We start from the raw sequence: 12,637 nt of genomic DNA, 5'->3' as shown, positions 1-12,637 counted from the left end.
ACTGAGGGGTGTTCCGGGGTGGCTATCGGGGCAGTGATCCGTTCACTCCCCCGTGCAAGGGGGCTGCGGGCGTCCCCTCCGCACGCCGTAAGGTTGGGGCGTACGCGAGGGCACGTCGGAAGGAGGCGCTGGGTGATCGAGCTCGAGGGGGTACCCGAGCTGATCGACCCGGTCATGGTGGCCGCGTTCGAGGGCTGGAACGACGCCGGCGACGCCGCCTCCACCGCGGTCGCGCATCTGGACAGGGAGTGGAAGGGCGAGGTCTTCGCGGCGCTGGACGCCGAGGACTACTACGACTTCCAGGTGAACCGTCCCACGGTGTGGATGGACGGTGGTGTGCGGAAGATCACCTGGCCCACGACCCGCCTCTCGGTGGTCCGGGTCGGCGGCGACAAACCGCGTGATCTCGTACTCGTCCGGGGCATCGAACCCTCCATGCGGTGGCGCTCGTTCTGCAACGAGATCCTGGGTTTCGCCCACGAACTGGGCGTGGAGCTGGTGGTGGTCCTGGGCGCCCTGCTCGGCGACACCCCGCACACGCGTCCGGTCCCGGTCAGCGGGGTCACGTCCGACCCGGACCTGGCCCAGCGGATGGATCTGGAGGAGACCAAGTACGAGGGCCCCACGGGCATCGTCGGCATCCTCCAGGAGGCGTGCACGCACGCGGGCGTGCCGGCCGTGTCGCTGTGGGCCGCGGTGCCGCACTACGTGTCGCAGCCGCCCAACCCGAAGGCGACGCTGGCCCTCCTGAACCGCCTGGAGGACCTGATCGACGTGCGCATCCCGCTGGGCGAGCTGCCCGAGGACGCGCGCGCGTGGCAGGTGGGCGTGGACCAACTGGCCGCCGAGGACAGCGAGGTCGCCGAGTACGTCCAGTCGCTGGAGGAGGCCCGGGACACCGCGGAGCTGCCGGAGGCGTCGGGCGAGGCGATCGCCCGGGAGTTCGAGCGGTATCTGCGGCGCCGGGACGGGTCCGGTCCGGCCGGCTCCGGCGGGCACGCCACGGCGGACGGCAGCGACAGCACGCCGTATCTGCGGGACAATCCGGGCCCGCGGGCCAAGCCGCCGAAACCCCCGAAGCCGGGGACGGACGACGAGTCTCCGGAGGACTGAACGGCGGGGGCGGTGCACGGTGAACGCACCGCCCCCCGCCGCGGTCCCGGCTGACGGGCGGCCGATCGGCAGGCGCTGCTTCGCCGGTCCGGTGCGCGAAGACGAAGAGGGGCGCTTCCTTCACGTGGAGAACCACGCGGAGGAAGCGCCCCTCTCGTGTCCGGGTGCCTACAGGGCCACGCCCAGCAGCGCGTCCACGGCACGCGAGACGACGCCGGGCGCGCCTTCGTCCGTACCGCCGCGCTCGTCCTGGAGCGCGGCCCAGCGGTCCACGGCGGCCAGCGCGGCCGGGGCGTCCAGGTCGGCGGCGAGGGCCTCGCGGATCTCCTCGACGAGCGCCTCGGCGGGCGGGCCGTCGGGCCGGGACACGGCCGCGCGCCAGCGTCCGAGCCGGGCGACGGCGTCCTCGAGGACCTGGTCGGTCCACTCCCAGTCGGCCCGGTAGTGGTGGGCGAGCAGCGCGAGACGGATGGCGGCGGGGTCGACGCCGTCCTGACGCAGCGTGGACACGAAGACCAGATTGCCCTTGGACTTGGACATCTTCTCGCCGTGCAGGGCGACCATGCCGGCGTGCACGTACGCCTTGGCCATGGGGAACTCGCCGGTCAGGGCCTGGGCGTGAGAGGCGCCCATCTCGTGGTGGGGGAAGGCGAGGTCGGAGCCGCCGCCCTGGACGTCGAAGCCCATACCGAGATGGTCGAGGGCGATGGCGACGCACTCGATGTGCCAGCCGGGTCGGCCGCGTCCGAGGGAACCGCCGTCCCAGCTGGGCTCACCCTCACGGGCGGCCATCCACAGCATCGGGTCGAGGGGGTTCTTCTTGCCCGGGCGGTCCGGGTCGCCGCCGCGTTCGGCGGACAGCAGGCGCATCGTGGCGGCGTCCAGGTGGGACACCGTGCCGAAGTTCGGGTCGGACTCGACGGAGAAGTAGACGTCCCCCTCGAGTTCGTAGGCGGCGCCCGCGTCCCGCAGCCGTTCGACGAGCGGCACGATGCCGGGTATCGCCTCGACGGCGCCTATGTAGTGCTGCGGCGGCAGCATCCGCAGGGCGGTCATGTCCTCGCGGAAGAGGGCGGTCTCCTTCTCGGCGAGGGCCACCCAGTCGATGCCGTCGCGCTCGGCCCGCTCGAGGAGCGGGTCGTCGACGTCGGTCACGTTCTGGACGTAGTGAACCTGCCGCTTGGTGTCGAGCCACACGCGCTGGACGAGGTCGAACGCGTTGTAGGTCGCCGCGTGACCCAGGTGGGTCGCGTCGTACGGAGTGATGCCGCAGACGTAGATACGGGCGACGGGACCGGGGTCGAGGGTGACCGAACCGCCGGTCGCGGTGTCGTGGATCCTCAGGTCGCGGCCCTGACCAGGCAGGGCGGGGACCTCGGAAGCGGGCCAGGCATGCATGTCATGAGCCTAACCGGCCGGATGTGACGTATACGAACCGGACCGGGCCGGATGGCCGGTAAGGCGTTCTTGCGTGATACCGGCTCTTGTGTCCTAGCCCCTCTCATGCCCTGTCCGTACCGATCCGCGTGGGTATCCCCGAATGCGGCGTACGTCCATAGACGCCCGAGATGCCTGAAATCTGCTAGACAGGCGGCCAGGGGATCGCCGGCCATTCGCCGCTCGGCTCCGGGTGCTTGCCCGAGGTCAGCAGGGCGTCGACGCGGGCGCGCGTGGCGTCCAGCTCGGCCTCCGTGATCAGCGCGGTCAGCCGCCGGGCGAGCGCGCCTGACGCCGTCAGTGCCTCCTGGAGGCCTTTGAGCACCGCCACCGACTCGTCCGTCAGAGGCTCCCCCGCCCAGCCCCACAGCAGCGTCCGCAGCTTGTTCTCGGCGTTGAAGGTGACCCCGTGGTCGATGCCGTACAGCCGGCCGCCCGCGGTGGGCAGCAGGTGGCCGCCCTTGCGGTCGGCGTTGTTGATCACGGCGTCGAGCACGGACATCCGGCGCAGCCGTTCGTCGTCGGCGTGCACCAGGAGCGCCGTTCTGCCCTCACCCACCTCGGCGAATCCGATCGCCTTCCAGCCCGGGCCGGGCTCCTCGCCGTCCACCAGGGCGAGCAGTTCCGTCTCGGGCGTCATCTCGATCCACAGCTGGCACATCCCCTCGCCGTACGGGCCCTCCCGCAGCACCGTGGGCGGCACGAGCCCCCAGCCGGTCGCCTCGGCGACCTCGTAGGCGGCCACCTCGCGCTGGGCCAGCGTGCCGTCGGGGAAGTCCCACAGGGGCCGCTCACCGGCGACCGGCTTGTAGACGCAGAACGCTTCCTGCCCGTCATGGCTCACCGTGCAGTACAGCGCCGCGTTGGACGCCTCGCGGATGCGGCCGCGCACGGTCAGCTCGCCCTCGGCGAGGAGTTCGGCGGGCGACAGCGGACCGGATGTCACGCTCCGCGGCGGTATCCGTTCTGGCGCGGACATACATGTCCTTCCGGGTCGAGCGGGAGGCTGCACAGCGGGCAGGGCGGCCGTCCCGCGTTGACGACGTCGAGCGCGCGCTTGGCGAAGGACCTCGCCTGCGCGCCGGTGAGCCGGACCCGCAGCATCGGCGGGCCGTTCTCCTCGTCCTGCAGGAGCCGCTCCTCCGCCTCGGCGAGGTCCTCGTCGGTGTCGGCGTCGAGTTCGACCAGGGCCTGCGCCTCGACGATCATGCGCTCTTCCTCGCCGTCCCAGGCCAGCGCCATGGTGCCGACGCGGAACTCCTCCTCGACGGGAGCTTCGAGGGGGGCGGTGTCGGGCACGTCGGCGGGCGCCACGGCCGGGACGGCCGCGTTGCCGCCGCTACGGCGTACGACCTCGTCGAGGAGTTCGTCCATGCGCTCGGCGAGCGCGGCGACCTGCGTCTTCTCCAGGGCCACGCTGGTCACCCGGGGGCCGGCGGCGGCCTGGAGGAAGAACGTACGGCGTCCGGGCAGCCCGACCGTACCGGCCACGAAACGGTCCGGGGGGTCGTAGAGGAACACCTGACGGGACACGTCCTGTCTCCATTGGAATCGTGGATCGACATGGGGCCGGCCGGCCCCGCCCCTGCGTTGCCGCGGGGCAAGTACGGCGCGCTTGCGACCGCTTCACCCTACTGCGCCCGACGATCACGGTGCGCCCGCACCACCCCCGACCGGGGCCTCGTCCGCCGGCGGCTCCTCGCGCGGCGCCAGGGACGCGAAGTCGCCGGTGTCGCCGAGGCGGAGAAGAAACGGCCTGAGCCGTGTGTAGCGGATGACGGTGACGGAACACGGTTCGACGGAGATCCGCTGGAAGAGGTCGAGATGAAGTCCTAGGGCGTCGGCGACGAGGGACTTGATGACGTCTCCGTGCGAGCACATGAGGTAGACCGCGTCGGCGCCGTGATCGCGCTCCACGCGCGCGTTCCACTCGCGCACCGCCTCGGCGGCCCGCGTCTGCATCGCCCGCATCGACTCGCCGCCGGGGAACGCGGCCGCGGACGGGTGCGCCTGCACGACCGCCATCAGCGGCTCGTCCGTGAGCTCGGCGAGCTTGCGACCGGACCAGTCGCCGTAGTGGCACTCCCCGATCCGCTCGTCGGAGTGCGAGGCCAGACCGGGCCGGGCCTCCAGCAGCGGGGCGATCGTCTCCTGGCAGCGCTGCAGCGGGCTGGCGACGACCTCGGAGATCGGCAGCCCGGCGAGCCGCCCGGGCAGTGCGGCGGCCTGGGCGGCGCCGCGCTCGTCGAGGGCGACCCCGGGCGTCCACCCGGCGAGCAGCCCCTCGGTGTTCGCGGTGGAGCGTCCGTGCCTGACAAGGATCAGAGTGGGCATGCGGACCAGCGTAGGCGCCCGCCTGATGGCGGGAGCTGCCGGGCGGAAGGAGAATACGGTCCGTGATCGTCGACTGTGCCATCTACCGGGACGGGCACCGGACGGAGGGTCCCGAGGACCTTTCCGACGCCCTCGCGCAGGCCCGTGCCACGGGCGACGCGTTCGTGTGGGTCGGGCTGCACGAGCCGTCGGAGAAGGAGTTCGACCGCGTCACCGAGGAGTTCGGGCTGCACCCGCTGGCCGTCGAGGACGCCCTGAAGGCCCATCAGCGGCCCAAGCTGGAGGTGTACGACGACTCGCTGTTCCTGGTCCTCAAACCCGTCGTCTACGAGCAGGAGAGCGACGCCGTCTCCACCGGCGAGCTCATGCTGTTCCTCGGCGACTCCTTCGTGGTGACCGTCCGCCACGGCGAGGGCTCCTCGCTCGGTGCCGTGCGGAGCCGCCTCGAGAACGAACCCGAGCTGCTGGGCAAGGGCCCCACCGCGGTGCTGTACGCGATCACCGACGCCGTCGTCGACCACTACCTGGACGTGGCCACCGAGTTGCAGACCGACCTGGAGGAACTGGAGACGGAGGTCTTCTCGCCGAACGGCGGCGGCTCACGCCACACGGCCTCGCGGATCTACACCTTCAAACGGCAGATCCTGGAGTTCCGCCGGGCCACCGGACCCCTGGCGCTGCCGCTGATGCGACTGTCGGGCGTCGGTCAGTTCGGCGGGGCGGTGCCGTTCGTCGACGACAGGGCGCGGCCCTTCTTCCGGGACGTCAACGACCACCTCACGCGGGTGAACGAGTCGGTGGAGGGGCTGGACCGGCTGGTCTCGGACGTCCTGTCGGCGCATCTCGCGCAGATGAGCGTCCGGCAGAACGACGACATGCGCAAGATCTCCGCGTGGGCGGCCATGGCGGCGGTCCCCACGATGATCGCGGGGATCTACGGCATGAACTTCGACCACATGCCGGAGCTGCACTGGGTGTGGTCGTATCCGGCGGTGATCGCGCTGATGGCCGCTCTGGAGGTCGCGCTGTACCGGCTGTTCCAGCGCCGGGGCTGGCTGTAGGCACGCGCGCGAGGCGGGTGGTTCAGGCGAACTCGGGGGCCGTGGTCGCGGGCCCGCCGAGCGCGTCGCGGCGCTCGGGCATCCGCAGGCTCGCCATCCGGCGCCAGCCCGCGAGCCGCTCGTAGGCGTACACGGCGTGGATACCGGCCGCGAAGAGCGCGGACTTCGCCTTCGGCCAGCCGAGGATGCGTCCCATGTGGTCCATGACGGCGAGGCTGACGTCCCGGTAGACGCGGATCTCCGCGAGGGCGCACTCGCGCAGCGCGCGCTGGATGGCGCGGCCGTGACCGGCGTAGGCGAGGCGGAGCAGTTCCTCGTGGCAGTAGGCGAGGTGGTTGTCCTCGTCGTTCGAGATCATTCTCACGGCGCGCCCGATGTCGGGGTGGTCGGCGAAGTGTCTGCGCAGCAGTCGCATCTGCTCGGAGGCGCGCTGCTCGGTGACCCGGCTGTGGGCGAGGTAGGTGACGACGTCCCGCACGCTCAGCGGCTCGTCGTCCCTGAGCTTCTCGTGCGCGAGACCGATGCCGTGCCGCTCCAGGAGCATCGTGTAGTCGGTCTCGGGCGGTACGGGGACCGGTCGCAGGCCGCGCTTTCTGAGCAGGGCGTGGAAGATCCGGCCGTGCTTGTCCTCGTCGGCGCCGTGCCGGGCGATCTTGGGTGCGAGTTCGCGGGCGTCGGCCGGGACGAGCGCGGCGATGCGTCCGTTCTCCCAGCCGCCCTGCGACTCCCCGCTGGCGGCGATGGAGCAGAACAGCCGGAAGGACTCGTCGTCGTCGAGGATCTCCTGGAACAGATTCTTCGCCGAAAGCATCGTGGGCACCTCTCCGCAGCGTTCCGGCCGATTCCGCAGGAATCCCCGGAGAACGAGTCAAGTGCGGTGCGGGAGGTGCCGCAACAGCTGTGTCGGACAACTGCGCCGAAAGGGGGACCGTCGGCGTCACGAGCGGGGCGTAACCGAGCGGACTCCCGCGCGTTGTTCCCCGTGACGGCCGTGGCGGGGAAGACCCCCGAGCCCCCACCACGGCCGCGGAACTTCGGCGGCCCACGCGTTGTGGGCCGCCGCCGTGTCAGGCGAGTCCGGCGCGCTCCATGGCCTCGGTGCCGGCGCGCAGTGAGGCGATCCGCTCGTCGAGCGTGAAGCCCGCGGGCGCGAGGGTCAGGGTGGTGACCCCGGCCGCGGCGTAGGCCTTCATCCGGTCCGCGATCCGCTCGACGCTGCCGAGCAGCGTCGTCTTGTCGATCAGGTCGTGCGGTACGGCGGCCGCGGCACCCTGCTTGTCGCCGGCCAGGTACTTGTCCTGGATCTCGGCGGCCTCCTTCTCGTAACCCATGCGCTGGGCGAGCTGGTTGTAGAAGTTCTGCTTACGGCTGCCCATGCCGCCGACGTACAGCGCGGTGTAGGGGCGGAAGGTGTCGGCGAGCGAGGCCACGTCCTTGTCCTCGCCGACGGCGAGCGGCAGCGTGGGGCAGACGTCGAAGCCGTCGAGGGTCTTGCCGGCCTTCTCGCGGCCCGCGCGCAGGTACTGGATCGCGGTGTCCTCGATGTGGTCGGCGGACGGGAAGATGAGCAGCGCCCCGTCGGCGATCTCACCGGTCTGTTCGAGGTTCTTCGGACCGATGGCGGCGATGTAGAGCGGGATGTGCTCGCGCTCCGGGTGCACGGTCAGCTTGATCGGCTTGCCCGGGCCGCCCGGCAGCGGCAGCGTCCAGTGCTCCCCCTCGAACGACAGCCGCTCCCGTGTCATGGCCTTGCGCACGATCTCGACGTACTCGCGGGTGCGCGAGAGCGGCTTGTCGAACTTGACGCCGTACCAGCCCTCGGAGACCTGCGGGCCCGAGACGCCGAGGCCGAGCCGGAACCGGCCGCCGGACAGCGAGTCGAGCGTGGCGGCGGTCATCGCGGTCATCGCCGGCTGGCGGGCCGGGATCTGGAAGATGGCCGAACCCACGTCGATGCGCTCGGTCTGGGCGGCGACCCAGGTGAGCACGGTGGCCGCGTCGGAGCCATAGGCCTCGGCGGCCCAGCAGACGGCGTACCCGAGCCGGTCGGCCTCCTGGGCCACGGCCAGGTTGTCCCCGTCCATTCCGGCACCCCAGTAGCCGAGGTTGATCCCGAGCTGCATGCCGATCCCCTTACCGATCAGTAACGTCCCTTGGGCCGAACCATAGCGCGGGGGTGCGGATCGGGGCAGGTCGCGGTCGGGGTCGGGACGGCGGGGCGAACCCGGCACCCGCACCGGCAGCGGCCGCGAAACTGGTTATCCACCGGCACCCACGCGACAGGTTCTGGCCAGTAATCTCGGCGTTCATGGAGCAGAGGCATCTCGGTCGCACCGGCCTGCGCGTGTCCCGCATCGGGCTCGGCACCCTCACCTGGGGCCGGGACACGGACGAGCACGACGCGGCGGACCTCTTGAAGACGTTCTGGGAGGCGGGCGGCTCCCTCGTCGACACCGCGGACGTGTACGGCGACGGAGACGCCGAGTACCTGCTCGGACGTCTCATAGAAGGCCTCGTACCGCGCCGGGACCTCGTCATCTCCACGAAGGCCGGCAGTGTGCCGGACCCCGACCGCCGCTCCGACGGCTCGCGCGGCCACCTGCTCGCCGCCCTGGACGACTCGCTGACCCGCCTCGGCACGGACTACGTCGACCTGTGGCACATCCACGCCTTCGACCCGGTCACCCCCCTGGAGGAGACTCTCCAGGCGCTCGACCTCGCGGTCAGCAGCGGTCGCGCCCGCTACGCCGCGGTGTCCAACTTCTCTGGCTGGCAGCTCGCCAAGGCGGCGACCTGGCAGCTCGCGGCCCCGGGTACGCGGACCCGGCTGGCGGGTACGCAGCTGGAGTACTCGCTGCTCCAGCGGGGCATCGAACGCGAGGTGCTGCCGGCCGCCCAGGATCTCGGGATCGGCCTGCTGCCCTCCTCACCGCTCGGCCGCGGGGTCCTGACGGGCAAGTACCGGCACTCGACGCCGGCCGACTCGCGGGGCGGCTCGCAACACATGGCGCCCTTCGTCGCGCCGTATCTCGACGACACGGCGAGCCGCATCGTGGACGCCGTGGCGACCGCGGCGGACGGACTCGCCGTGACCCCGCTCCAGGTGGCACTGGCGTGGGTCCGCGACCGGCCCGGCGTGACCGCGCCGATCGTCGGCGCGCGCAACGCGCAACAGCTCACGGCGGCGTTGTCAGTGGAGGCCCTTAGTCTTCCTGACGAGATCTGCCGGGCGCTCGACGACGTGTCGGCGCCCCTGCACCGCTATCCCGATCACGACTGGAGCACGCTGTGAGCACGGAGCCGGAGCCCACCGAGGACGCTCAGGACACCGAGCCGGAAACGCCGGACGCCGCGGCGGAGGGCGGCACACCGGAGTCCGGGACCGTGGCTGAGACCGGGAGCGACGACGCCGGCGCCGCCGCGGGGCCGGTCGCGGACGCCCTGACCGGCGAGGGCGGCGAGGGTGGCGAGGCCACGGAGGAGACGGCAGGCGCCGAGGGGGACGGCGCCGCCAAGCTCTCCGAGGCCGAGGCCGAGCTGGCCGCCCAGCGGGTGGAGCGGGAACGCATCGAGCGGCGGAAGGCAGAGCGGAAGGCGCCCGTGGAGAGCGGGACCAAGCTCAGCGGCACCGCGGCCGAGCTCCTCGCGGCCGTACGGGCCGTGGAGAGCGGGGAGAAGCCCGTGGCCACCGCCTTCCGCGAGCCCGAGCCCGCACCACGCCGGCCCGCCGCCGAACCGAGGCCCCAGCCCGTGTCCGCGCAGCCCGTCACCTCGCCCTCGGCCGCCGCGCCGGAGACCGTCGGGGCCGTGCGGCGCGTGCTGACCGACGGCGGTGCGCCCGACACGCTCGCTCCGCAGGTCGCCGCCGCCCTGGGAGAGGGAGCGGACGAGCTGCTGCGGGCGGATCCCTGGCAGTTGCTGCGGGTCGGCGGTGTGCGGCCGGAGCAGGCCGACGGCTTCGCGCGGGCGCTGCTCGGCGCGGACTGCGGCCCGGCCGACGAGCGGCGGGTGCGGGCGGTCACCGTCTGGCTGCTGGAGCAGGCGGCCCTGGCCGGGCACACCGCCCTGGACCTGCCGGCCCTCGTCGCCGCGCTGGGCCGTCAGGCCGTGCCGGACCCGGAAGCGGCCGTGCAGGACACCGTCGCGGAGGGCGAGGCCCTGCTGTTCCAGGACGCCCTGGAGCAGTCCGCGGTGCCCGACCGGCAGGCGGAGGAGGCGGAGGACGAGGAGCGGCCGGTCCGTGTCCTCGTCGGCCTGGAGCGGTACGCCCTCGCCGAGGAGAGCCTCGCGGACGGCCTGGCCCGGCTGGTCAACTCGGTGCCCAAGGAGGACGGTTCGGCCGCGGACTGGGAAGGGGCCGCCGCATCCGCCGAGGGCTCCGCCGCGGAGCTGATCCGCGCGGTCGCGGGCCATGGCCTCGTCCTGCACACCGGCGCCGAGGCGTCCCTGGCGGAACCGGCGGCGCTGCTGCGCGCCGCGCACGGACTCGGGCTGCGTGCCTGGGCCGCCGCCCACACCCCGCTCGGCCGCGCCCGCTTCGCGGCCCTGACCGCACGGGCCGCCGCGCAGGCCGGTTCCCCGGCCGACAGCTCCGGGCCTCCCGAGAGCGCCGGCCCCGGTGTCGCCACCGTCGCCGGGCTGCTGGCCGGCGCCGAGGGTCCGGGCCGGGACCGGGACGGTGCGCTGGACCTCGACCTGCTCGTCGTACTCGACGCGCCCCAGCTGGACGTCGAGACGGCGGCCCTGGTCTCGGAGTCGCTGCCGGACGGCGCCCGGCTGGTGCTGGCCGGGGACCCGGCGGTGCTGTGGTCGGCCGGCCCCGGCCGCGTCTTCGCGGACCTGCTGGCGGCGCGGGCCTGCCCCCAGGTCGCCTCGCGGCGGCCGGACCCGGGTCCGCTGGGCGAGCTGGTCTCGGGCGTCGGCATCGGCGAGCTGAACCAGGTGGAGGCCCCCGGCAAGGAGGTCGTGATCGTGCCGGTGCGGGACGCGGGCGAGGCCGTGCACCGCACCGTGCAGCTGGTCGCGGACTCGGTGCCGCGGGCGATCGGCATCCCGGCCGAGGAGACCCAGGTGATCACCCCGGGCCACGGCGGTGCGGCCGGCACGCGCGCGCTGAACACGGCGCTCAAGGAGCGGCTCAACCCGGGCCCCGGCCGGTTCGGCGGCTTCGACCCCGGTGACCGGATCGCCTACTCCCCCGCGCCGGGCCGTACTCTGCCGGGCCGCGTGGAGAAGGCCGACGACGACGGGCTGCACCTGTCGTGCGGGGGCGAGACGGTCGTCGTACCCCGGGAGCGGGTGGAGCAGACCGTGCGGCACGGATGGGCGCTGACCGCGCACCAGGCGGTGGGATGCCGGTGGTCCGCGGCGGTCGTGGTGCTGCCCGGCGACGCGGTGCAGTCGCTCAGCCGTCCCTGGGTCTACACGGCGTTCGGCCGTGCGGACCGCCATCTGTCCGTGGTCCACGGCGTGGAGCAGGCGCTGCCGAAGGCCGTGGCGGAGGTGCCGGCGAAGACCCGCACGACCCGGCTCCCCGCCCTGCTCGGCGCCCAGGTCCCGGCCGCCGGATGAACGGACGACGGCGGCGGCACGGGGTTCTGCCCCGTGCCGCCGCCGTCGTGTCGACCGACGTGCCCGTCAGCGATCCGCGTCCTGCGGCTCCAGGTCGTCCTCGACGTCGTCCTCCGCGCCGTCTTCGAGTTCTTCGAGCTCCTCGTCCTCCTCGAGGTCCGCGTCGTCGTCGATCTCGTCGTCGAACACCGCGCTGACGTCGAAGCGGCAGATCACCCGCTGCGGATCGATCTGCTCGAACGGCGCCTCCAGCCACTCACCGGGATCGGCCGGCTCGTCGGCGGCCGTCACCCAGAGCGTGGAGTCGCCCTCCTCCAGACCGAACTCCTTGTGCCGGGAGGCGATCTCGTCCGCCTCGAACTCGCCGAACAGGATGCCCAGCGCCCCGTGCACCGTGACGGAGGCCTCCGTGTCCGCGCCCTCGTCGTCCACCGCCTCGACCCGCTCGGCCTGTGCCAGCAGGCGCTGCGGTTCCACCACGGCGTAGTCGCGACGGATCAGCACGCTGAGCGCGTTCGGCTCCTCGGGGCCCGTGTAGGGGGGCAGCGAGTCGTCCGCAGCCGGGATCTCGAAAGGCGTGACCTCGTCGTGGCGGTCGTAGAGCAGCTCGTCGTACACCTCGGCGGCCGCGGCCAGCTGGTTGAACGCCTCGTAGACAGCGGGGTCGTCCTCCCCGGACCTGCGTTCGACCGCGGCCAGGTGGCGGTCGAGCGCGGTCTTGACCGCCTCGGCGGCGGCTCGTACCTCGGCAGCGGTGGGCTGCGCAGCATCAGACATAGTGCAGACGCTATCCGTACCGAGCCCGTGCCCGCACAATAGATGCGATGCCGGAATACGAATTTGTCGACGTGTACGTACCGCGCGGGGTCTCCCGCAAGGACGCCACACGCCTGCTGACGGACCATGCTGAGTACGGACACTGGGAGTTGGACCGCCTCAGTCTGCTGCGCGACGGCAGCCGCAGGGTGCGGTTGCGGCGGCGGATCATCCGCCAGGTGCGTGCCACCTGGTGAGACGGCGGACAGGGTGACGGGCCCCGCCGGAGCGAGGCCCGTTCCGTCGCGGTCACCGCCCGTTTCCGGTGCGGTGCGCGCCGCACCCGGCGTCTTCGGACGGTGTGC

At 72.6% G+C, this 12,637-nt stretch carries 12 protein-coding genes; 5 read left to right on the top strand and 7 right to left on the bottom strand.

Going from position 1 to position 12,637, the window contains the following annotated elements; translation table 11 throughout:
* Positions 1–132 precede the first annotated feature (132 nt).
* On the top strand, positions 133–1,113 hold the full coding sequence (locus OG985_RS36140; RefSeq protein ID WP_371672585.1) for a PAC2 family protein: 981 nt from the start codon (positions 133–135) through the stop codon (positions 1,111–1,113).
* Positions 1,114–1,281: 168 nt separating this feature from the next.
* Here OG985_RS36140 and mshC read toward each other — a convergent pair whose 3' ends face one another.
* The 4 genes from mshC to OG985_RS36120 all read right to left on the bottom strand — a co-directional run bounded on the left by mshC (position 1,282) and on the right by OG985_RS36120 (position 4,884).
* Positions 1,282–2,511 (bottom strand): cysteine--1-D-myo-inosityl 2-amino-2-deoxy-alpha-D-glucopyranoside ligase, encoded by a 1,230-nt coding sequence (mshC, locus tag OG985_RS36135; protein ID WP_371672584.1) that lies wholly within the window; start codon positions 2,509–2,511, stop codon positions 1,282–1,284.
* Between the two features lie 184 nt (positions 2,512–2,695).
* Entirely contained in the window at positions 2,696–3,529 is an 834-nt protein-coding gene (locus OG985_RS36130) for an SCO1664 family protein (protein WP_371672583.1), read from the bottom strand.
* On the bottom strand, positions 3,493–4,083 hold the full coding sequence (locus tag OG985_RS36125; protein ID WP_371672582.1) for a DUF3090 domain-containing protein: 591 nt from the start codon (positions 4,081–4,083) through the stop codon (positions 3,493–3,495). Before OG985_RS36125 ends, OG985_RS36130 begins: the two co-directional genes overlap by 37 nt.
* A gap of 114 nt (positions 4,084–4,197) precedes the next feature.
* Entirely contained in the window at positions 4,198–4,884 is a 687-nt protein-coding gene (locus tag OG985_RS36120) for a histidine phosphatase family protein (RefSeq protein WP_371672581.1), read from the bottom strand.
* A gap of 62 nt (positions 4,885–4,946) precedes the next feature.
* Here OG985_RS36120 and corA point away from each other — a divergent pair, with 62 nt between their 5' ends.
* A complete protein-coding gene (gene corA / locus OG985_RS36115; protein ID WP_371672580.1) occupies positions 4,947–5,945 on the top strand; it encodes a magnesium/cobalt transporter CorA in 999 nt (332 codons plus the stop codon).
* A gap of 22 nt (positions 5,946–5,967) precedes the next feature.
* Here the strand turns inward: corA and OG985_RS36110 are convergent, their stop codons facing one another.
* Complete coding sequence (locus OG985_RS36110; RefSeq protein WP_371672579.1) at positions 5,968–6,756, bottom strand: ferritin-like domain-containing protein; 789 nt, start codon at positions 6,754–6,756, stop codon at positions 5,968–5,970.
* 256 nt (positions 6,757–7,012) lie between these two features.
* A complete protein-coding gene (locus OG985_RS36105) occupies positions 7,013–8,068 on the bottom strand; it encodes an LLM class F420-dependent oxidoreductase (RefSeq protein ID WP_371672578.1) in 1,056 nt (351 codons plus the stop codon).
* A 185-nt stretch (positions 8,069–8,253) separates the two neighbouring features.
* Between OG985_RS36105 and OG985_RS36100 the strand changes: the two genes are divergently transcribed.
* Entirely contained in the window at positions 8,254–9,237 is a 984-nt protein-coding gene (locus OG985_RS36100; RefSeq protein WP_371672577.1) for an aldo/keto reductase, read from the top strand.
* Positions 9,234–11,516: a helix-hairpin-helix domain-containing protein gene (locus OG985_RS36095; RefSeq protein WP_371672576.1), complete on the top strand. Its 2,283-nt coding sequence runs from the start codon at positions 9,234–9,236 to the stop codon at positions 11,514–11,516. The genes OG985_RS36100 and OG985_RS36095 overlap by 4 nt, the downstream gene beginning before the upstream one ends.
* 66 nt (positions 11,517–11,582) lie before the next feature.
* Here OG985_RS36095 and OG985_RS36090 read toward each other — a convergent pair whose 3' ends face one another.
* Entirely contained in the window at positions 11,583–12,293 is a 711-nt protein-coding gene (locus OG985_RS36090) for a hypothetical protein (protein WP_371672575.1), read from the bottom strand.
* 47 nt (positions 12,294–12,340) lie between these two features.
* On the opposite strand from OG985_RS36090, the gene OG985_RS36085 reads away from it, so the two are divergent.
* Positions 12,341–12,529 carry a DUF5703 family protein gene (locus OG985_RS36085; RefSeq protein WP_005485166.1) on the top strand — a complete coding sequence of 63 codons (189 nt, stop codon included), beginning with the start codon at positions 12,341–12,343 and terminating at the stop codon, positions 12,527–12,529.
* Positions 12,530–12,637: the final 108 nt, after the last annotated feature.

It is taken from the genome of Streptomyces sp. NBC_00289 (assembly GCF_041435115.1).
Lineage (GTDB): Bacteria > Actinomycetota > Actinomycetes > Streptomycetales > Streptomycetaceae > Streptomyces.
Note: the sequence above shows the minus strand (reverse complement) of the source record. Positions and strands in the feature narration are given on the sequence as shown.

Bases quoted from the DNA above. Each gene is read 5' to 3' on its own strand.
- mshC (WP_371672584.1), bottom strand. From the start codon at position 2,511: ATGCATGCCTGGCCCGCTTCCGAGGTCCCCGCCCTGCCTGGTCAGGGC.
- OG985_RS36130 (WP_371672583.1), bottom strand. From the start codon at position 3,529: ATGTCCGCGCCAGAACGGATACCGCCGCGGAGCGTGACATCCGGTCCG.
- OG985_RS36120 (WP_371672581.1), bottom strand. From the start codon at position 4,884: ATGCCCACTCTGATCCTTGTCAGGCACGGACGCTCCACCGCGAACACC.
- OG985_RS36110 (WP_371672579.1), bottom strand. From the start codon at position 6,756: ATGCTTTCGGCGAAGAATCTGTTCCAGGAGATCCTCGACGACGACGAG.
- OG985_RS36105 (WP_371672578.1), bottom strand. From the start codon at position 8,068: ATGCAGCTCGGGATCAACCTCGGCTACTGGGGTGCCGGAATGGACGGG.
- OG985_RS36100 (WP_371672577.1), top strand. From the start codon at position 8,254: ATGGAGCAGAGGCATCTCGGTCGCACCGGCCTGCGCGTGTCCCGCATC.
- OG985_RS36090 (WP_371672575.1), bottom strand. From the start codon at position 12,293: ATGTCTGATGCTGCGCAGCCCACCGCTGCCGAGGTACGAGCCGCCGCC.
- OG985_RS36085 (WP_005485166.1), top strand. From the start codon at position 12,341: ATGCCGGAATACGAATTTGTCGACGTGTACGTACCGCGCGGGGTCTCC.